This window comes from Erythrobacter alti, from assembly GCF_037996805.1.
In the GTDB taxonomy this organism is placed as follows: Bacteria; Pseudomonadota; Alphaproteobacteria; order Sphingomonadales; family Sphingomonadaceae; genus Alteraurantiacibacter; species Alteraurantiacibacter alti.
This window is the reverse complement of sequence record NZ_JBBNAX010000005.1, coordinates 96,735-115,564: the sequence shown is the minus strand read 5'-3', so window position 1 is coordinate 115,564 and position 18,830 is coordinate 96,735. Positions and strand designations below refer to the sequence as shown.

Here is an 18,830-nt window from a genome sequence, read left to right as displayed (position 1 = left end):
GGAAAGTCATGCCCCTTAACGCGAGACGCGAACAAAGGCCAAAAAATTTGTCGAAAACAGCACAGTTTTGCCCCGGTTCGGCTCGAAAAAGTGCCGTTTGGTCTATAGGGACCCTAAATGCCGCATATCCGCCGCCTTCCTGAAACGCTTGTAAACCGCATTGCCGCTGGCGAGGTGGTGGAGCGTCCTGCGTCGGCGCTGAAGGAATTGGTCGAGAACGCGCTGGATTCCGGAGCGCAGCGGATAACCGTTTCGATCAGTGATGGCGGGCTTGCCGCCGTCGAGGTCACTGACGATGGTTGCGGTATGACGCCAGAAGAGATGGCGTTGGCGCTGGAACGACATGCGACTTCCAAATTGCCCGATGAGGCGATTGAGCAAGTTTCGACTCTGGGCTTTCGAGGTGAAGCGCTCCCATCGATCGGCAGCGTCGCGAAACTGACTATCGAAAGCCGTCCGCGCGATAGCGAGCAAGGTTGGCGACGTGTTGTCGATCACGGCGCGCTGGTTGACGAAGGTCCGGCAGCCTTGCCTCCGGGAACGCGGGTCCGGGTCGAAAACCTGTTCGCCAAGATACCGGCGCGCCGCAAATTCCTGCGCACAGCGCGCAGCGAATATGCGGCCTGCAACGATGTCGTGCGCCGACTGGCAATGGCACGGCCCGACGTCGCGTTCACGTTCGAACATGGCGACCGGCGCATCTTCGCCGTGCAGGAAGGGCAGGAAGCAGGTGCCCGCGTCGCCCAGATCGTTGCGCGTGAACTGGCTGACAACGCCGTCGAAATTGATCTGGAACGCCCGAGCGGTGAAGGCGTGATGCGGCTGACGGGAGTGGCGGGCCTGCCGACCTTCAACCGCGGCATCGCAGATCATCAATATCTGTTTGTGAATGGCCGTCCTGTAAAGGACCGCCTGCTCACAGGTGCAGTGCGCGGCGCCTATGCCGAAATGCTGGCGCGCGATCGCCATGCGGTTCTGGCGCTGTTCCTCGACATTCCCTTCGTCGATGTCGATGTGAACGTGCATCCGGCCAAGACCGAAGTCCGCTTTCGTGACGCAGCGGCAGTGCGTGGCTTCATTGTCAGCGGGCTGCGGCAGGCGCTCTCCACAGGAGACCGGCGCAGTGCGCAGACGCCAGACAGCGGGGCCATGTCTCGCTGGCAGGCAGAACCGTTACGGGATGAGCCTTCTCCGGCTTTGCGCTCGATATTTGAAGGACGCGATTGGTCTGCATCGTCATCTGCGCGTGTGGCCGAAGCCCCGGCTGTCTGGGATGGTGGAACAGCGACGCTCCCGCACGATGGCGCCATGCCGCAAGGCAGGGCGGAGGCTGCTGAGGCCTTGCCCGAAAATGCAGAGGACTACCCGCTCGGAATTGCCCGCGGGCAGGTGGCCAACACCTACATTGTTGCTGAAGCAGCCGATGGGCTGGTTCTTGTCGATCAGCACGCTGCCCACGAACGCATCGTGCTCGAAAGGCTCCGTGCGGCTGGCACGGGCGAAACAGTTGCCGCGAGCCAGGCATTGCTGATGCCCGAAGTTGTCGAATTGGACGAACCCAGCTGCGACCGGCTTGAAGAGCAAGCCGAACATTTCGCCGGACTTGGCCTGGCGATAGAGCGGTTTGGTCCGGACGCGATGCTTGTGCGTGCCATGCCGGGAGTTCTCAAGAAGGCCGATCCGCAGGCGCTACTTCGCGATCTTGCAGATGATATCGCCAAGCATGGCGCTTCCTTGCTCCTGAATGAAAAAATCGAACACGTCCTCGCAACGATGGCATGTCATGGGTCGGTCAGGGCGGGCCGGACGTTAAATGTTGCGGAAATGAATGCCTTACTGCGCGAAATGGAGTCGACGCCGCGTTCAGGACAGTGCAATCATGGCAGACCCACCTGGGTCAAACTGTCGATGGACGACGTTGAAAAACTGTTCGGGAGGCATTGATGCTACGCGTTACGATTACCGGCATCGCCCTATTGGCGACTGCGTGCGGCGAGGCTCCACCGGACGCTGAAATCGAAAGCGAGAATGCGGCGGTGGTCGATCGCGTTCGTGAAGCGAATGAAGCTGGCCCTCCCTTGGGAGAAGTCATTCCGGAAACAATTACGTATCCCGATATCGAAGCGAACGACCTGCTTGGTCTGGCCTGCTCCTATGCGCCTGGCACGAGCATGGGTGTGCGGGTGATCGCACGCGAAACCGACGCTTATATGAAGATCGATGATGAAATGGTGCGCTTCGCAGCTGATCCAGGCTCTCGCGAGCTTCCGGCCAAGACGCGCTCACTCTACAACGGCCGCCTGTACTCGCTGCGCCTCAATATCGAAGAGCCGATGACAGAAGGCGAGATCGAGGGCACTACTCACGAAGGCACGATGTGGCTCTATGATCGCTGGGACCGGGTCGTCTACACCGGCACCGGCACAGTCAATTGCGGCGCGTGATCTAACTCAGGGTTGGCCTGACAAGCATCCACCCGGCCATTCCCATCATCGCCAGATTCTCGCTGAGCGAAACGAAGCCGAGCGGCACGTTGGCACTTCCTCCCACGCACGCGCATTTGATCTCGCGCTTCTGGACATAGACTGCATAAGACACGCTGACTGCACCTATGGTGCCGATTACCGCTGCTACCGGGATAGATATCCACGGCAGCACACGTCCGGCCATCAGGATCGCCGCGAGTGCTTCCAGATAGGGATAAGCGTAGGCGTAAGGCACCCATCGCTTGGCCAGCAGGTCATAACCGAGAAACATCGAAGAGAATTTTTCGACATCCTGCAGTTTAAGCATGGCCAGCATGGCCATTGAAAACGCGATGAACCATTCGGCGGCTCGAACCGTCAGCAACTCACCGAGAGACCACCAGCTGAGTGAGAGCGCGAGGCCCAAGGCCACCGCGAAGACGGCCAGGACGGGGCGGTAGCTCGTTGCGTTCTGGTCAGGTAATGGCTTGCCGAAGTGCGCGCGGAGTGCCTCGTGCCCACCAATGCGCCTGCCATCTATAAACGTCTGCGGCGCCGTCTTGACGTCATGTTCGGCTTTGAAGGCATCGGTTTGCTCACGGGTTGTGAGGTGATGGTCTTCGACCTCGTACCCGTTCTTCTCGAGCAGGTATTTGGACTTGATGCCGTATGGGCATGTGTGCTCGTCCGTCACCATGCGGTAGAGTTGCGCTGTCTTGCTCATGACCGGGTCAATTCGCTCGATTATGCGCGGAAGCTTGGTACACCGGCGCTGCTGTCGAGATCAGGGATGATCCGGTAGCGCGCAAGGATAAGGCTAAACACGCCGAACAAGAGCAAGCCGATCGCGGTGACGGTGAATATCAGGCCTGCGCCGGCAAGGCTGGCAACGGCATCACCAAGCGTCTTCACCTGCTCTGCGCCAGCGGACATGAAACCGGCCTTGAATAACGACCAGCCGATCACGGCATAGACTACGCCGCGTGCGCAATATCCGGCTCCGCCAAGCCAGCGCGTGAAATCGGGCGCTGCGTTTGAGATGCGGTGCATGAATTCGCCCGATATGCCCTTCTTGAACTGGAAGATCGCGGTCACGAAAAACGCTACGCCCAAGAGTCCAAGAATTACGCCGCCAAAGTCCATCGAGAGAACACCGGAGGCGGCACCCTGCGCGCCGCCACCTGAACTGCCGCCGGAATTGCTGGCAAACTGGAACGCGGAATAGGCAAGGACCAGATGTCCGATGCCGCTTCCCGCATGACCGATGCGCTTCGCCCAGCCCTTCGTGTCAGAACCGTTGTTCTCGATGTCGAACAAGGGAGAGCAGAAGCGGAACAGCGCATAGGCAAGGAGGCCGACGACCATGATCCACAAAATCACCGTCCCCGCGGGGTAGTTTTCAATAGCCTGGAAGATGCCGTCCGTCCCCTGTGCAATTTGGTCGGCACTCGTCAGGGCGATGAGGCCAAGCACAGCGTACAGGATCGCGCGGCTGAAGTAGCCAACGCGGACCAGCCAATTGAATTTTTCGGATTTGTCGACCATTGGTATCCCCGGTTTGATTTGGGGTACTAACGGGCTAGCTTGCGATTGGTTTCGGCCTAACGCAGCCGCTTGACGTAAAGCTGCTTGTCATCACGCCGTTCCATCTTGAAGTTGTCGCTCGCGGCGCGCATCAGATCGGACAGACGCTTGAAGCCGTGATTGCGCACGTCGAAGCTGGATCGATTTCCCGCGATCTGTCCGACTTCGTGGAGGCGGGCGAATCCTTCATCATCACGGCTGGCAGCTTTCCACGCGTCGCCCAGCAAGTCGATCAGATCCTTGTCGAGTGGTGCAGCCTCCCCCGACTTGTCATCGGCAGAATTTGTGCGGATCAACTGGTCGACGTCGATGTAGCGTGTGCAAGCTGACTTGAATGCTTCGGGAGCCTTGCTTTGTCCGAACCCGTACACGATCATTCCGTCCTGGCGTAACCGGGTGACGAGCGGCGTAAAATCGCTGTCGCTGCTCATGATTCCGAACCCGTCGACCTTTCCCGCATTAAGCAAGTCGATCGCGTCAATCGCCATAGCGATATCGGTCGCGTTCTTGCCCTTGGTCAGGTCGAATTGCTGCATCGGCTGAAGGCCGAAGCGATGCGTGATCTTGTTCCAGTTGGACAAGGCCGGTTTTGCCCAATTGCCATAGGCGCGGCGAATGTTGACCTGACCCAGTTCCGCCAGAACGGTAAGCACCGGATCAATGCCTGCATGGCTGGCATTGTCGGCATCGATCAGAAGGGCGATGTTCTTGAGTGTGGCTTCGGGCATGAACGCTTAAATGGCGGTGCGGACAGGGGAGTGCAAGGCGCGCATGGTCTATGCCGGAGCGAACTCCCCGGTTTCCTCGTCAAGGACGTGCAGCACGCCATCCGAGATGGCGAAATAGGCTCCGCGCAAGGTCAGTTCGCCGCTCGGCTCTTTCTCTTGCACGCAGGGAAATGTTCGCAGGTTTTGCAGGCTGACTTTCACCGCTGCCAGTTCCATCGCGCGCTCAGCGTCGCGACCGGTGGTGCCCAGTGAAGCCGCTATAGGTTCGCGCGCCTCGTCGAGCATATCGATCCATTTGGCGACAAACCCGCCTTCGCCCAGCGCATTGCCATGCAAATCCTGCGTAAGCGCGGCCTTGCAGCCGCCGCACATGCCGTGGCCAAGTACAAGGACTTGCTCCACATTCAGGAACTGCACCGCGAATTCCAGCGCGGCTGAAACACCATGTTGGCCAGGTGTAGTCTCGAAGGGCGGAACAAGGGCGGCGACATTTCGCACGACGAACAGCTCGCCCGGAGCAACATCGAAGATTTGCGCCGGATCGACGCGGCTGTCCGAGCAGGAAATCACCATCGTCTTGGGTGCCTGGCCGGTCGCAAGCTGCGCCCAGCGATCATGCTCTTCGGCGTAGTCATTTTCACGGAATCGGCGATAGCCGTTAAGAAGGTCGCTCATGGCGGAGGATTCGGTTCGCATACGTGTTCTCCTGCCGTGCGGCATTGCCACTGGCAAGAGCCTATCCTAAGTGGGCAGCGAAATGACTGATCTCTCCAATGCACCTGCACCCGAGGGCGACCGCCCGGTCCGCCAGCGCAAGCCTGACTGGATTCGCGTAAAAGCGCCTACTTCCAAGGGCTATCACGAAACGCGCAAGCTCATGCGCGAGCTCAATTTGAACACGGTGTGCGAAGAAGCGGCGTGTCCGAATATCGGCGAATGCTGGACGAAGAAGCACGCCACGGTGATGATCTTGGGCGACGTCTGCACGCGGGCCTGTGCCTTCTGCAACGTGAAGACCGGAATGCCGCGCATCGTCGATCCGATGGAGCCGGAGAATACCGCTGTCGCGGCTGCCAAGATGGGGCTGGAGCACATCGTTATCACCAGCGTCGACCGTGACGACCTTCCCGACGGTGGTGCGAGCCAGTTCGTAAAGGTCATCAAGGCGCTTCGCAGGGAGACTCCTGATACGACAATCGAGATTCTCACGCCCGATTTCCGCAACAAGATGCGCCCCGCAGTCGAAGCGATTTGTGAAGCGCAGCCAGATGTTTACAACCACAATCTCGAAACGGTTCCGCGACTTTACCCGACGATTCGCCCCGGCGCGCGCTATTATGCCTCGCTGCGATTGCTGGAAGAGGTGAAGAGCCACGATCCATTGATTTTCACCAAGTCCGGCATCATGCTCGGACTGGGCGAACAGCGTCTGGAAGTACACCAGGTGATGGACGACATGCGCAGTGCCGATGTCGACTTCATGACGATGGGGCAATATCTCCAGCCGACCCCCAAGCACGCCACCGTCGAGGAGTTCGTGACGCCCAAGGCATTCAACGCCTATGGCGCAATTGCGAGGGCCAAGGGTTTCCTACAGGTGGCCTCCACTCCGTTGACGCGTTCCAGCTATCACGCAGGCGATGATTTCGCTGAAATGCGGGCTGCGCGGGAGGCAAAATTGGCGAAAGCGAAGGCCAAGGCCTGATGCCTTCGATCCGTGAAACAAGGCGGCTCCCCTACAGCGCGGAGCAAATGTTCGATCTCGTCGCCGACGTCGACAATTATCCCGAGTTCCTGCCGTGGGTAATTGCAACACGCGTGAGGCGCGACAGCGATAGCGAAATGACGGCCGACATGCTTGTTGGCTTCAAGGCTTTGCGCGAGAAATTCACGTCAAAGGTCGTGAAAGAGCGTCCGCATTCGATCAACGTCCATTATATCGACGGGCCGCTGCGCGATCTCGACAATAACTGGACGTTCCGTGATGTGGGCGATGGGGCTTGTGAAATCGACTTCTGCGTCGACTTCACGTTCAAGAACCTGATGTTCGAAACTCTTGCCGGCCAGTATATCGACCGCGCTTTTCGTAAGATGGTCTCCGCGTTCGAAGCCCGCGCGCAAGAGCTTTACGGCAGCAACAATTCCAGCGCACAAAGCGTCGCCTGACGGCGAACTCCGGCGCGATTTTCGCCTTCGAACAGGCGTTCATCGGCAATCGGTTCTGGCTCGCCGCGAATGGCCCTCGCGAACACCACAGTGCCAACCGGCTTGAGATCGGTGCCTCCATCGGGGCCGGCAATGCCGCTGATGGCAACAGCCACGTCGGCATCGCTATGATCGAGCGCACCTTGTGCCATGGCGAAAGCACAGGCGATGGAGACAGCCCCGAATGCTTCGATAATGTCCGAAGGAACGCCCAGTTCGTCCTGCTTCGAACCGTTTGAATAGGTCACGAAGCCACGATCCAGCACAGCAGAACTGCCAGCGATCTCGGTAAGGGCCGCAGCTACCAATCCGCCAGTGCAGCTCTCTGCGAGCACGACCTTGCGGCCGGCGGCCACGTTTTCTTCGACCACCCGTTGTGCGAGTTGGAAAACATCGTCGGGAAGGTTCGTCTCGCTCATCAAGAGCCTACCTTTGTAACAAGAGTTGCCACCGCTTGCGCCGCGATTCCCTCGCCGCGGCCAGTGAAGCCGAGTTTTTCGGTTGTTGTCGCTTTGACACTGACCGATTGTACCGGAACGCCCAACAGATCGGCAAGTCGTGCGCGCATGGCGTCTCGATGTGGTCCGACCTTGGGCGCTTCGCAAATCAGCGTTAGATCGACATTGCCGATGCTCCATCCTGCCTCAGCAGCCAGTCTGACAGCATGTTCCACGAAACGGGAGGACGGGGCACCTTTCCATTGCGGGTCGCTGGGAGGGAAATGGTCACCAATATCACCAAGGGCAGATGCGCCGAGAATGGCATCGACCACGGCATGAAGCCCGACATCGGCATCGCTATGACCGGCGAGCCCCTTATGATGGTCGATCTTCACGCCGCACAGCCATAACTCTTCGCCATCTATCAGGCGGTGGACGTCAAACCCGGAGCCGACACGCATAGCAGGCAAGGGCGGGGCGGGGTGATCTATGAAATCCTCTGCAAAGGTAAGTTTGTGTAGCCGCTCGTCACCATCAACCAGCGCGACATCCAGACCAGCGGCACGCAGCACCTGCGCATCATCGCCAGCACTGCTTGCTCCTTCCCATCCTTGATGGGCGCCAATGATATCGGAAAAGCGGAATGCCTGAGGTGTCTGGACTCGGCGCATTTCCTCGCGCGCGGCGCTGCCGGTCATGATCTCGCCGTCTGTTGTCACGAGGCTGTCCACCAGCGGGAGCACGGGTATCGCGCCCGGATGCTCGGCAAGCGTATTCAGTAAGCGCTCGATCACTGTTGCGGGCAAATCGGGCCGGGCAGCGTCGTGGATCAACACGTGATCAGGCGCTTTTTCGGTCAATTGCTCAAGGCCCAGCCGCACGCTGTCCTGCCGCGTGGCTCCACCGGTGACGAAGGTCACGCCGTCCAGCCCGCTCAACGCTTCCTGTGCGAGCGCCTCTGCGCCATCGGGAATAGCAACCACGATCTGCGTCGCTCCGGCAGCGGCGAGCGCGTCTACTGAGTGGCGAAGCACCGGCTTGCCGCGCCACATCGTAAACTGCTTGGGCAAATCCTGGCCGGCGCGCAGGCCCTTGCCAGCAGCAACGATCACTGCCGAGAATGACTGGTGAGGAGGGAAGGAACCGCTCATGACGTGCTGCGCGCTACCTGCTTGAGCCGCGGCTCGCAATCCACTATGCGCCTGCCTATATTTTAGGCACAAGCAAATGAACGACACTATTAGCCCAATTCCTCCGGCGATAACGCCTATTGAAATCGGTCCCGTGCGGATTGATTGCCCGGTCGTGCTCGCGCCGATGACGGGGGTGACTGATATGCCGTTCCGTCAATTGGTGCGGCGCTATGGCTCGGGTCTCAATGTGACCGAGATGATCGCCAGCGAAGCAGCCATCCGTGAGACGCGGCAATCTATCCAGAAAGCCCGCTGGCATGAGAGCGAGGACCCGGTTTCGATGCAGCTTGTCGGCTGCGATCCCGAAAGCATGTCCGACGCGGCACGGCTGAGTGAGGACCAGGGCGCTGCCATCATCGACATCAATTTCGGCTGTCCGGTTCGCAAGGTCACCGGCCAGTTTGCCGGCAGCGCGCTGATGCGCGAGGTGCCGCTTGCCCGTAAGCTGATGGAAGCGACAGTGAAGGCGGTCAACGTGCCCGTCACGGTGAAGATGCGCATGGGTTGGGACCACGCCAGCCTCAATGCTCCTGAACTCGCGCACATTGCAGAGGATCTGGGCGTGAAACTGGTGACCGTGCATGGCCGCACGCGCAACCAGATGTACAAGGGCGAGGCCGACTGGTCCTTTGTCCGCAAGGTCAAGGACGCGGTAAATATACCGATCATCGTCAACGGCGATATCTGCACGATCGAAAATGCCGCCACCGCGCTCGAGCAGTCGGGTGCCGACGGGTTGATGATCGGGCGCGGGGCCTACGGCAAGCCGTGGCTGCTCGGCCAGGTGATGCACTGGTGGAAGACCGGCGAAAAGCTGGAAAGCCCGAGCTTCGACGAGCAATACGAAGCTATCATCGAACATTACAACGGTATGCTCGAACATTATGGCGAGGATGTCGGCGTGAAGATCGCGCGCAAACATCTGGGTTGGTATACCAAGGGCCTGCACGGCAGCGCCGACTTCCGCAACAAGGTGAATTTCATCGATGATGCGAAACAGGTGTTGGGCGAGCTCGAGCGCTTCTACGAGCCGTTCCTGCGGCGCCGTGCCGCGTGAGTCACGCTGAATTGCATGGCGAAACGCCGAGCCCGCGCGAACAGATCGGCGGACTGACGTTTGCGATGCTGCTGATCGCACCGGACCATAAAGTCGCGGAGCTAAATCCGGCGGCGGAAGCCTTGCTTGGAGCGAGTGCGTCCCGATTTGTTGGACATCCTCTGCTCGACATTATGACGGTCGTACAGGAGCGCATCCGCGACCAGCTGACACAAGCTGACGCGCAGATGATTGCTCGCGGGCTGGATGTGGAAGTTGGCGAACGCAAATTGCGGGTCAATCTGACCATCTCCACTGTCGGGAATTATCCGGGCTGGCGCGTGGTCACCTTATCCGATGCAAGCCAGGAAGAACGGTTCGAGGAACAGGCCAGGCGACCCGCATTACGCGGTCCGGCCGTGCTCGCGCACGAGATCAAGAACCCGCTTGCAGCTATTCGCGGTGCTGCACAATTGCTTGGTCGTAAATTGGGAGAAGGGGAGCGCAAGCTGACCGGCCTCATTGCCGACGAGGTTGACCGGATCGCCCAGTTGATCGACCGGATGCAGCGCCTCGGGCGGGAGCATTCAGAGCCTGTTTCGGCTATCAATCTGTACCAGTCTATCCGCCGCGCACTGGAAACGGTGCGCTTGACGAGCCCGGATACGGTAGCCTGGCGTGAGGAATTTGATCCGTCGCTGCCACCAGTGCTCGCCAATGATGGGGCACTGGTGCAGGTGCTGGTTAATCTGCTGGCAAATGCACGCGACGCAGCAGCTACGGGAAATGTCGCGCCACAAGTAATCGTCCGCACGCGCTTTGTAAGCGGTATCGTGATGAACGTGATGCGCCTCGGTCGCCCGGTAAAACTGCCGATCGAAGTGCAGGTCAGCGACAATGGCTCCGGCATCGACCCGGCTGTGCGCGACCATATTTTCGAACCCTTCGTCACCAGCAAGACCAATGGCCAAGGCCTCGGCCTTGCCCTCGTACAGAAATTGGTGCGCGACATGGATGGGCGTGTCAGCCACGAACGTGATGAAGCGGGGGGGTGGACGCATTTTCGCATCCACCTGCCGATGGCGCGACAGCAAGCAAATAAGGATACAGGAAAATGAGCCGCCGCGCATTGTTGGTAGAGGATGACAACGCGATCGCTACGGTGATCACGGCCGGTCTTGAGGGGGAAGGTTTCTCCGTCGATGTAGAAGACAGCGTGGCGGGCAGGGATACGGCGCTGGCGGGTGGACGCTATGACGTCATGCTGACCGATGTCATGCTGACCGATGGCGATGGGATTGAAACCTTGGGCAAGGTCCGCGATGCCTTTCCCGAATTGCCGATCATTATCCTTTCAGCACAGAACACCCTCGATACTGCGGTGCGCGCCATCGATCGCGGTGCTTTCGAGTATTTTCCCAAGCCGTTCGATCTTGAAGAAGTCGTGCGCGCCGCCCGGCAGGCAGCGGACTCGGCTGCGCAAGGCTCGGCAGAAGCTTCAGAACAAGGTGACGGGCTTCCACTTATCGGACGCAGCAAGCCAATGCAGGATGTCTATCGGTTGATCACCCGTGTGCTGCACAATGATCTTTCGGTGCTGGTGCTGGGCGAAAGCGGCACTGGAAAGGAACTGGTTGCAGAAGCAATTCACGAGTTGGGCGGCCGCAAGACCGGTCCGTTTGTGGCGGTAAACACCGCTGCCATTCCGCGCGAATTGATCGAGAGCGAACTGTTCGGTCATGAGAAGGGCGCCTTCACCGGCGCGACATCCCGCAACATCGGCAAATTCGAAGAGGCCAACGGGGGAACCTTGTTCCTCGACGAGATCGGCGACATGCCTGCCGAAGCGCAGACGCGGTTGCTGCGTGCATTACAATCGGGGCGCATCAGGCGCGTGGGCGGGAGCGAAGAAATCGCGGTCGATGTTCGTATCATAGCCGCTACCAACCGTGATCTTGCGCCGCTTATCGACGATGGGACGTTCCGCGAAGACCTCTACTATCGCCTGAATGTCGTTCCGATCAAGCTTCCGCCACTGCGTGAGCGCGAAGGCGATGTCGAGCCCCTAGCACGCCATTTTCTCAGCCGCGCGACGCAGGACGGCTTGCCGCGCCGTGGGCTTTCCGGCGGTGCAGCCCGCTTGCTTGAACAGCAAAGCTGGCGCGGAAACGTGCGCGAATTGCAGAACCTCGTGTATCGAGCCGCTCTGCTGGCCCGGGAAGACGTGATCGATGCGGCTACTATTGCCAATGTGCTGGACGACCGCCCCGACAGCGGCGCAGCTGGAGAGGGCCAAGAAGGCAAGATCGGAGAAGCGGTAACGCAGTGGCTCTCCACGCAACGATTTGGTGATGGCGAGCTTTACCACGCCGCTTTGGCAGAACTGGAACGGCCGGTCTTTTGTCACGCGCTCCGGCGGACTGCGGGCAACCAGTTCAAGGCGGCACAGATGCTTGGCATCAATCGCAACACCTTGCGAAAGCGTCTCGCAGACCTTGGCATTGATCCAGAGGATTTCAGCCCCGGCTGATCGCACTCGGGCAGAAAGCACTTGCAAAATGGCAACAGTGCCGTTGTAACTCTGCAACGTGGCCACCACGCCTGTTCTTGAAGCGGAGCAAACCGCGAGGAAGCGTTCGCGCTGGTGGCGGCGAGCGCAAGTCGCAGCGCGCCGGCTGAATCTTTTCCTATGGCTCGAACTGCTGTGCGCCATCACGCTCGTTGTAATGCTGGTGACGGCTTATTTCACAATATCCGCGCGCGCCAACAGCAGCGACCTGATGCCATCGGAGCAAGCTGCGGCGCTTCTGCTGGGCACGCTCATCCCAGCCTTGGGACTGGTAGTGCTTTGGGGCAGGCGCATGGCAATCCGCCGGACCGCGAACAATACGGCGCGCCTTCACGTCAATCTGGTGTTCTTTTTCTCAGTGATCGCAGCGATTCCGACTCTGTTCGTGGCCGTCTTTGCGTCGATCCTGTTTCAGTCGGGCGTGGAATTCTGGTTCTCGGATAATTCTCGCGGTATCATGGAAAATGCCAATGATCTGGCTGAAGGCTACTATGACGAGAACCAGCGCGACGTAGGCAACAACGCCGTCGCGATGGCCGGAGACATGCGTTTCGTTATGCAGAATGTCCCCGTCACAAGCGCGGAATTCGTCGACCAGTTTCTGTTCCAGGTCTATTCTCGTGATCTGAGCGAAGGTGCGATCATTCGTTTGACGGAAACTGGCGACTATCGCCTGATCGCGCTCGCTGACCCGGAGGATGACCGGGAGCGACAGCGCATCACAACCGGCAGCGTGCAGCCGCTTCGTGACGGGCAGGGGTTCACAGTCGCCTCGACACCGGAACGCACGGAGGCTGTCGCACTGCTCGACCGTGAGCTGGAGCTCTATCTTTATGTTGCCCGGGATGCCCAACCCGAGGCCGCGCGGCTGTATAGGCAAGCCCAGAGTGTTGTGAGCTCCTATGCAGACCTGACGCAACGCGCCCGCGTTCTTCAACTGCAATTCAATGTCGCGCTTTTCTTTGTCTCTCTCGCACTGGTGGGCATAGCTGTTTACGCCGCGCTTCGCTTTGCCGACCGGCAAGTGAAGCCGTTGGCCGAGCTAGCCACAGCTGCGGGTGAGATCGGTAGTGGCAATTACGCCATGCGTGTCGCCGGGCGCACCGGTCAGGATGAAATCGGCCTGCTAAACCGCGCCTTCAACCGCATGAGTTCGCAGATCGAGCGGCAAACAGACGCATTGCTCGGGGCTAATGCGCAACTTGCCGAAAGGCGTGCCTTCATGGAGGCGGTACTCGAATCCATTACTGCCGGGATCATTTCCCTCGACGGGGAAGGGCGCATCCTGCTGATGAACAGTTCGGCGCAGAACTTGCTGCTGGAGACGCCGGACGATGCGGTGATCGGGCAGGAACTTGGCGCGGTCGTGCCGGAAATTGGGCGACTGATCCAGGAAGGTTCGGCCAGCGAGATCATCCAGTTCAATCGTGGCGGCGACCTGCTGACACTGGCGGTGCAGATCTCGCCGGCGACCGAAGGATTGGTCATCACGTTCGAGGATATCACGCGTCAGCTCGTCGACCAGCGGCAGGCGGCCTGGTCCGATGTAGCGCGCCGCATCGCGCATGAAATCAAGAATCCGCTGACTCCGATCCAGCTTGCGACCGAGCGACTGAAGCGGCGCTACGGCAAGCAGATCGAGCAGGATGCCGAACTGTTCGATGAATTGACGGGAACGATCGTGCGGCAAGTTGGCGCTCTGCGCACTATGGTAGATGAATTCTCCAGCTTCGCGCGCCTGCCCAAGCCCCTGTTCCGACAGGAGGACCCGGTCGACCTCGTTCGCCAGGCGCTCTTCCTGCAGGAAGTGGCGCACCCTGACATCGCCTATGGGTTTTCGACCGACAAGGAAGTCCCGGTAATCGCCTGTGACAAGCACCAGTTCGGCCAGGCGATGACGAATGTTCTGAAGAACGCTGCAGAAGCGGTCGAATCGCGGGGCAAGGACGCAGAGATCGACTGGAAAGGCCGGATCGGCGTGACTGTCAGCGTTGAAGAAGGTTTCATCAGGGTGGATGTGACCGACAACGGGATCGGTTTGCCCGAAGGCGGGGTCAACGTGATCGAACCCTACGTCACCACGCGCGAGAAGGGCACCGGCCTTGGCCTCGCCATCGTGAAAAAGATTGTCGAAGAACATGGCGGAGAGATCGCCTTCACAAACATCGCGGAAGGCGGGACGCGCACCAGCCTGCGTTTCGCAATGAACCCTGTCGATCAGGCCGAAAGTCCGGACAGGGATGAATGACCATGAGAAGGAATAGCTGAAATGGCACTCGATATCCTCGTAGTCGATGACGAGCGCGACATCCGCGACCTAGTCGCAGGTGTCCTGACCGATGAAGGCTATGACTGCCGCACCACCGGCGACAGTGAGAGCGCGATTGCGATGATCGATGAGCGGCGGCCCAGCCTCGTCCTGCTCGATGTCTGGCTCCACGGCAGTCCGCGTGATGGACTGGAAGTGCTCGACGCGATCAAGGCACGTGAACCCGGCCTCCCCGTTCTTATTTTCTCCGGCCATGGCAACATCGATACGGCTGTGTCTGCGGTCAGCCGCGGCGCGATGGACTTTATCGAAAAGCCCTTCGAGGCTAGTAAGCTGCTGCATCTGGTCGAGCGCGCGACTGAGACAGAGCGGCTTCGGCGCGAGAACGAGCGTCTGCGTGAAGGTATGGCATCGCCTGATGAATTTACCGGTAATTCCTCGGTCATCAACCAGGTGCGTGCCACGCTCAAACGCGTCGCCAACACAGGCAGCCGCGTTCTTGTCAGCGGACCTGCAGGCGCAGGCAAGGAAGTCGCTGCACGCTTGCTCCATGCGTGGAGCCCCCGCGCTGACAAGGCATTCGTCACGGTGAATTCCGCGCGGATCACTCCCGACAGGTTCGAGCACGAATTGTTTGGTGAGGAGGCAGACGGTAAACTGGTGCGTCCAGGATTGCTGGAACTGGCCGATGGCGGGACGCTTTATCTCGATGAAGTCGCCGACATGCCGGAAAACACGCAGGCGCGAATCCTGCGCGTGCTTACGGATCAGAGCTTTGTGCGGGTTGGTGGTAATCGCCAGGTTGGCGTGGATGTGCGGGTCGTATCATCCTCCGCGCGCGATCTGCTTATCGAGATCGAGGAGAAGCGTTTTCGCGAAGACCTCTTCTATCGCCTCAACGTCGTACCCATCGAAATTCCGCCACTGGCCGACCGGCGGGACGATATTCCCGCGCTCGCCGAACATTTCTTCACCCGCTACGCGCGCGAACAGGGTCTCAATCCGCCGGCAATCTCGCCGGAAGCCATGGCGGCCATGCAGGCCTATGACTGGCCGGGAAATGTTCGCCAGTTCCGCAATGTGATCGAGCGCACGGTCATCCTCGCACCGCGAGAGGATTTCAAGACAATTACGCCCGACCTTTTGCCCGAAGAAATCACCGGCGGTTCGTCCGACAATGGTGCGGGAATGTCTAACCTGATGGGTGTCCCCTTGCGCGAGGCGCGCGAGAGCTTCGAGCGGGAATACCTGCGTATCCAGATACGCCGGTTCTCGGGAAATATCTCCAAGACAGCGGGATTCATCGGAATGGAGCGTTCGGCTTTGCACCGCAAACTCAAGCTGTTGGGCATGAATGACCGCAATGGTGACGGTGACAAGGAATAGTCACGCCCTAGCGGAATCATTTCCAAAGAAACTTTTTCTTGTCTCGAATGTTTCTTTAAAACCTGCCATGTTGCACCTGCACAATAGGTTCGGTCACTGCGTGTATCCCGTTGATACATGAAGGGCCAGAATGTCTTCCGGAGTTCGGAAGACCAATAATATGGAGTCAGAACAATGGCCAAAGGAACGCTAACGGCGAAGCCAGTCGTGAAGCCGGAACCAGCACCCGCGGCGGAGCCCGTCGCTGCGCGCGGCACCGGATCGGTGAGCAAGAACGGCAATCTACAGGATCTCTTCCTCAACCATTTGCGGCGCGATAAAACCTCTGTGACCATGTTTCTGGTCAAGGGCGTAAAGCTGCAGGGTATTATCACGTGGTTTGATAATTTCTCGATCCTGCTTCGCCGCGAAGGGCAGTCCCAGCTTGTCTACAAGCACGCTATTTCAACTATCATGCCGGGCGATCCGGTAGATGCCGACAGCTTCGACACGGGCTTCGACGGGAATCGCAAACAGCGTCTGTTGCAGGACATCTTCCTCAGCCGGGTACGCGATGCTGGGGTGCAGGTGACGATGTTCCTCGTAAACGGCGTGATGCTGCAGGGGCGCATCGCTTCCTACGACCTGTTCTGCATGCTGCTCGAACGCGATGGATACGTGCAGCTTGCGTACAAACATGCCGTTTCGACCATCCAGCCTGCCAGCCCGGTAGACCTTACCGATGGTATGGATGACGATGATCATGAAGGCGATGACTTCTGATAGTCGATGATGACATTGAAGGCGAAGTAACGCGCGGCGCGCGTGCACTGATCGTATGTCCCGAAATTCGCGGGCAACGCAGTGGTGAGGATCCGTCCGCACGCCTGGAAGAGGCGCGCGGGCTCGCGCTCGCCATCGGTATCGTCGTCGCCGAAAGCTATGTCCTCAATGTACGTGACGTGCGCCCGAACACGTTGTTCGGCGAAGGCCAGGTTCAACGTATCAAGACCGATTGCGAGCTGCACGAAGCTGAGCTGGTCATCATTGATGGCGCACTCTCGCCAATCCAGCAGCGTAATCTGGAAGAGAAAATCGGCCGCAAGGTTATCGACCGAACTGGCCTGATCCTCGAAATCTTTGGTGAGCGTGCTGCGACGGCTGAAGGCCGCCTGCAGGTGGAACTGGCACATCTCGATTACCAGCAGAGCCGCCTTGTTCGCAGCTGGACCCACCTTGAGCGCCAGCGCGGCGGCTTCGGCTTCCTTGGCGGTCCGGGCGAAACACAGATCGAGGCCGATCGCCGGATGATCCGCGAGCGCATGGGCAAATTGCGCCGCGAACTGGAACAGGTCCGCAAGACTCGCGAATTGCACCGCAAGCGGCGGGGAAGGGCGCCTTGGCCGATTGTCGCCTTGGTAGGTTACACCAACGCTGGGAAATCGACCCTGTTCAACCGCATGACGGGAGCGGAGGTGATGGCAGAGGACCTGCTCTTCGCCACACTTGATCCCACTATGCGTGCAATCGGCCTGCCAGGTGTCGAGAAGGCGATCTTGTCCGACACAGTGGGCTTCATTTCCGACCTGCCAACCCAATTGGTGGCGGCCTTTCGCGCTACGCTGGAAGAAGTGACAGCCGCCGATATCGTGCTGCACGTCCGTGACATCGCCAATCCCGATAGCGCCCAGCAGAAAAGACAAGTGCTCGCAGTCTTGCAGGACCTGGGCGTGGTGGACGAGGCCGGAAACGGTGTTGATGCCCCTGTCGTCGAAGTGTGGAACAAGTGGGATCTGCTCGGCGAGGATGAGCTCGAGGACCTCGCCGCTCTGGCCGAGGCTGATGACAGTATTTTGCCCATCTCTGCGATCACGGGCGAAGGCGTGGATGCGCTCGCACAAAGACTTGGTGCCGTCCTCACAGAAGGCGCGCGGACCTATTCACTCACGCTGCCCGCCAGCGATGGCGCACGGATCGCCTGGTTGCACGCGCATGGCGAAGTTCTAGATGAAGTCGAGGTGGGCGATGGCGAAACCGGGCCTGAGCGCCGGATCGAAGTTCGCCTTACTGACAAAGAATTCGGCCGGTTTGAGTCACTTGCAAGTTAGACTTCGGATTTCTTGACACGTTGCCACAAGGCTTCTTGCGCATCGAGACCGAGCTTTGAAAAGTCGCCGTCTGCCAAAGCTTCCATTCCGCGATACCGACGTTCGAATTTGGCATTGGCGGCGCGCAACGCGTCTTCCGGAGGAATGCCATAGGCGCGCACCAGATTGACTGCCGCGAACAGCAAGTCGCCGGCTTCCTCGAATTTCTGCTCGGGCGAAGCATCGCGCAATTCCTGCATCTCTTCAGCCAGCTTGTCTGCCGGACCTTCAGTGTCGGGCCAGTCGAAACCGTCGCGTGCCGCTCGCTTTTGCAGCTTTTGCGCACGAAGCAATGCGGGCAAGGCAGTCGCGACACCGTCCATGGCGCTTTGAGATCCGTTTGACGCGCGTTCAGCCGCTTTCAGATCTTCCCATTGCTTGCCATCCATGATGCCGCCTTCGTCGCCGAAAATATGCGGATGCCGTGCTTCCATCTTGTCTGAAATTGAGCGCGCCACATCTTCGAACGCAAAGTCGCCAGCTTCCTCGGCCATCCGCGCGTGGAAGACCACTTGCAGCAGCAAGTCGCCCAATTCTCCCCGCAAATCCTCCATATCGGCCCGCTCGATTGCATCGGCGACCTCGTAGGCCTCTTCGATCGTATAGGGCGCGATTGTCTCGAAAGTCTGCGCCACATCCCATTCGCAACCCTTATCGGGATCTCGCAAGCGCGCCATGATCTCGAGAAGTCGCTGCATTTGGTTGGGCATGGCGTTGAGCGCTTTCAGATAGGTCCAATGTCAGCTGCGGTTACCAAGTCCGCACGGTGCCGACCAGTGCGGCAATAGCATATGCACAACCAAGCCTTTTCCCGTGCTGCGGCTTCTGC

Annotated in this window: 18 protein-coding genes; 11 read left to right on the top strand and 7 right to left on the bottom strand. The window is 59.3% G+C overall.

Annotated features, from left to right (window positions below):
• Positions 1-117 precede the first annotated feature (117 nt).
• Together mutL and AAC850_RS05920 are read left to right on the top strand one after the other, a co-directional pair.
• On the top strand, positions 118-1,944 hold the full coding sequence (mutL, locus tag AAC850_RS05925) for a DNA mismatch repair endonuclease MutL (protein WP_340587758.1): 1,827 nt from the start codon (positions 118-120) through the stop codon (positions 1,942-1,944).
• Positions 1,944-2,444, top strand: a complete 501-nt coding sequence (locus AAC850_RS05920) for a hypothetical protein (RefSeq protein ID WP_340587757.1) — start codon at positions 1,944-1,946, stop codon at positions 2,442-2,444. The genes mutL and AAC850_RS05920 overlap by 1 nt, the downstream gene beginning before the upstream one ends.
• A 1-nt stretch (position 2,445) precedes the next feature.
• Here AAC850_RS05920 and AAC850_RS05915 read toward each other — a convergent pair whose 3' ends face one another.
• From AAC850_RS05915 to AAC850_RS05900, 4 genes are read right to left on the bottom strand one after another with little or no spacing between them, the layout of a single operon-like run.
• Entirely contained in the window at positions 2,446-3,189 is a 744-nt protein-coding gene (locus tag AAC850_RS05915) for a MauE/DoxX family redox-associated membrane protein (protein WP_340587756.1), read from the bottom strand.
• A 20-nt stretch (positions 3,190-3,209) separates the two neighbouring features.
• The gene (locus AAC850_RS05910; RefSeq protein WP_340587755.1) at positions 3,210-4,010 is read right to left on the bottom strand and encodes a DUF1206 domain-containing protein; all 801 of its coding nucleotides are present in this window, start codon (positions 4,008-4,010) and stop codon (positions 3,210-3,212) included.
• A 56-nt stretch (positions 4,011-4,066) separates the two neighbouring features.
• Positions 4,067-4,777 carry an NYN domain-containing protein gene (locus tag AAC850_RS05905; RefSeq protein WP_340587754.1) on the bottom strand — a complete coding sequence of 237 codons (711 nt, stop codon included), beginning with the start codon at positions 4,775-4,777 and terminating at the stop codon, positions 4,067-4,069.
• Positions 4,778-4,825: 48 nt separating this feature from the next.
• Positions 4,826-5,473, bottom strand: coding sequence for a carbonic anhydrase (locus tag AAC850_RS05900; protein ID WP_340587753.1), 648 nt, complete (start codon positions 5,471-5,473; stop codon positions 4,826-4,828).
• Positions 5,474-5,534: 61 nt separating this feature from the next.
• On the opposite strand from AAC850_RS05900, the gene lipA reads away from it, so the two are divergent.
• Together lipA and AAC850_RS05890 are read left to right on the top strand one after the other, a co-directional pair.
• Complete coding sequence (gene lipA / locus AAC850_RS05895) at positions 5,535-6,482, top strand: lipoyl synthase (RefSeq protein ID WP_340587752.1); 948 nt, start codon at positions 5,535-5,537, stop codon at positions 6,480-6,482.
• Positions 6,482-6,943, top strand: a complete 462-nt coding sequence (locus AAC850_RS05890; protein WP_340587751.1) for a type II toxin-antitoxin system RatA family toxin — start codon at positions 6,482-6,484, stop codon at positions 6,941-6,943. The genes lipA and AAC850_RS05890 overlap by 1 nt, the downstream gene beginning before the upstream one ends.
• On the opposite strand, the gene AAC850_RS05885 is transcribed toward AAC850_RS05890, so the two are convergent.
• Together AAC850_RS05885 and AAC850_RS05880 are read right to left on the bottom strand one after the other, a co-directional pair.
• The gene (locus AAC850_RS05885; protein ID WP_340587750.1) at positions 6,904-7,401 is read right to left on the bottom strand and encodes a CinA family protein; all 498 of its coding nucleotides are present in this window, start codon (positions 7,399-7,401) and stop codon (positions 6,904-6,906) included. The genes AAC850_RS05890 and AAC850_RS05885 overlap by 40 nt on opposite strands.
• Positions 7,401-8,573: a bifunctional 2-C-methyl-D-erythritol 4-phosphate cytidylyltransferase/2-C-methyl-D-erythritol 2,4-cyclodiphosphate synthase gene (locus AAC850_RS05880; RefSeq protein WP_340587749.1), complete on the bottom strand. Its 1,173-nt coding sequence runs from the start codon at positions 8,571-8,573 to the stop codon at positions 7,401-7,403. Before AAC850_RS05880 ends, AAC850_RS05885 begins: the two co-directional genes overlap by 1 nt.
• 76 nt (positions 8,574-8,649) lie before the next feature.
• Here AAC850_RS05880 and dusB point away from each other — a divergent pair, with 76 nt between their 5' ends.
• The 7 genes from dusB (at position 8,650) to hflX (ending at position 17,962) form a co-directional block, all read left to right on the top strand.
• Entirely contained in the window at positions 8,650-9,672 is a 1,023-nt protein-coding gene (gene dusB, locus AAC850_RS05875; RefSeq protein ID WP_340587748.1) for a tRNA dihydrouridine synthase DusB, read from the top strand.
• Complete coding sequence (locus AAC850_RS05870; protein ID WP_340587747.1) at positions 9,669-10,769, top strand: two-component system sensor histidine kinase NtrB; 1,101 nt, start codon at positions 9,669-9,671, stop codon at positions 10,767-10,769. Before dusB ends, AAC850_RS05870 begins: the two co-directional genes overlap by 4 nt.
• Positions 10,766-12,181 (top strand): sigma 54-interacting transcriptional regulator, encoded by a 1,416-nt coding sequence (locus AAC850_RS05865; RefSeq protein WP_340587746.1) that lies wholly within the window; start codon positions 10,766-10,768, stop codon positions 12,179-12,181. The genes AAC850_RS05870 and AAC850_RS05865 overlap by 4 nt, the downstream gene beginning before the upstream one ends.
• Before the next feature lie 58 nt (positions 12,182-12,239).
• Complete coding sequence (locus tag AAC850_RS05860) at positions 12,240-14,468, top strand: sensor histidine kinase (protein ID WP_340587745.1); 2,229 nt, start codon at positions 12,240-12,242, stop codon at positions 14,466-14,468.
• A gap of 21 nt (positions 14,469-14,489) precedes the next feature.
• Positions 14,490-15,875, top strand: a complete 1,386-nt coding sequence (gene ntrX, locus AAC850_RS05855; protein ID WP_340587744.1) for a nitrogen assimilation response regulator NtrX — start codon at positions 14,490-14,492, stop codon at positions 15,873-15,875.
• Positions 15,876-16,049: 174 nt separating this feature from the next.
• Positions 16,050-16,637, top strand: coding sequence for an RNA chaperone Hfq (gene hfq, locus AAC850_RS05850; protein ID WP_340587743.1), 588 nt, complete (start codon positions 16,050-16,052; stop codon positions 16,635-16,637).
• Positions 16,637-17,962, top strand: coding sequence for a GTPase HflX (hflX, locus tag AAC850_RS05845; RefSeq protein ID WP_340588080.1), 1,326 nt, complete (start codon positions 16,637-16,639; stop codon positions 17,960-17,962). The genes hfq and hflX overlap by 1 nt, the downstream gene beginning before the upstream one ends.
• Here hflX and mazG read toward each other — a convergent pair.
• Positions 17,959-18,711 (bottom strand): nucleoside triphosphate pyrophosphohydrolase, encoded by a 753-nt coding sequence (gene mazG, locus AAC850_RS05840; RefSeq protein ID WP_340587742.1) that lies wholly within the window; start codon positions 18,709-18,711, stop codon positions 17,959-17,961. The genes hflX and mazG overlap by 4 nt on opposite strands.
• Positions 18,712-18,830: the final 119 nt, after the last annotated feature.

Bases quoted from the DNA above. Each gene is read 5' to 3' on its own strand.
- AAC850_RS05885 (WP_340587750.1), bottom strand. From the start codon at position 7,401: ATGAGCGAGACGAACCTTCCCGACGATGTTTTCCAACTCGCACAACGG.
- AAC850_RS05920 (WP_340587757.1), top strand. From the start codon at position 1,944: ATGCTACGCGTTACGATTACCGGCATCGCCCTATTGGCGACTGCGTGC.
- AAC850_RS05880 (WP_340587749.1), bottom strand. From the start codon at position 8,573: ATGAGCGGTTCCTTCCCTCCTCACCAGTCATTCTCGGCAGTGATCGTT.
- dusB (WP_340587748.1), top strand. From the start codon at position 8,650: ATGAACGACACTATTAGCCCAATTCCTCCGGCGATAACGCCTATTGAA.
- ntrX (WP_340587744.1), top strand. From the start codon at position 14,490: ATGGCACTCGATATCCTCGTAGTCGATGACGAGCGCGACATCCGCGAC.
- AAC850_RS05905 (WP_340587754.1), bottom strand. From the start codon at position 4,777: ATGCCCGAAGCCACACTCAAGAACATCGCCCTTCTGATCGATGCCGAC.
- lipA (WP_340587752.1), top strand. From the start codon at position 5,535: ATGACTGATCTCTCCAATGCACCTGCACCCGAGGGCGACCGCCCGGTC.
- AAC850_RS05915 (WP_340587756.1), bottom strand. From the start codon at position 3,189: ATGAGCAAGACAGCGCAACTCTACCGCATGGTGACGGACGAGCACACA.
- hfq (WP_340587743.1), top strand. From the start codon at position 16,050: ATGGCCAAAGGAACGCTAACGGCGAAGCCAGTCGTGAAGCCGGAACCA.
- AAC850_RS05890 (WP_340587751.1), top strand. From the start codon at position 6,482: ATGCCTTCGATCCGTGAAACAAGGCGGCTCCCCTACAGCGCGGAGCAA.
- AAC850_RS05900 (WP_340587753.1), bottom strand. From the start codon at position 5,473: ATGCGAACCGAATCCTCCGCCATGAGCGACCTTCTTAACGGCTATCGC.
- mutL (WP_340587758.1), top strand. From the start codon at position 118: ATGCCGCATATCCGCCGCCTTCCTGAAACGCTTGTAAACCGCATTGCC.
- mazG (WP_340587742.1), bottom strand. From the start codon at position 18,711: ATGCCCAACCAAATGCAGCGACTTCTCGAGATCATGGCGCGCTTGCGA.
- AAC850_RS05865 (WP_340587746.1), top strand. From the start codon at position 10,766: ATGAGCCGCCGCGCATTGTTGGTAGAGGATGACAACGCGATCGCTACG.
- AAC850_RS05910 (WP_340587755.1), bottom strand. From the start codon at position 4,010: ATGGTCGACAAATCCGAAAAATTCAATTGGCTGGTCCGCGTTGGCTAC.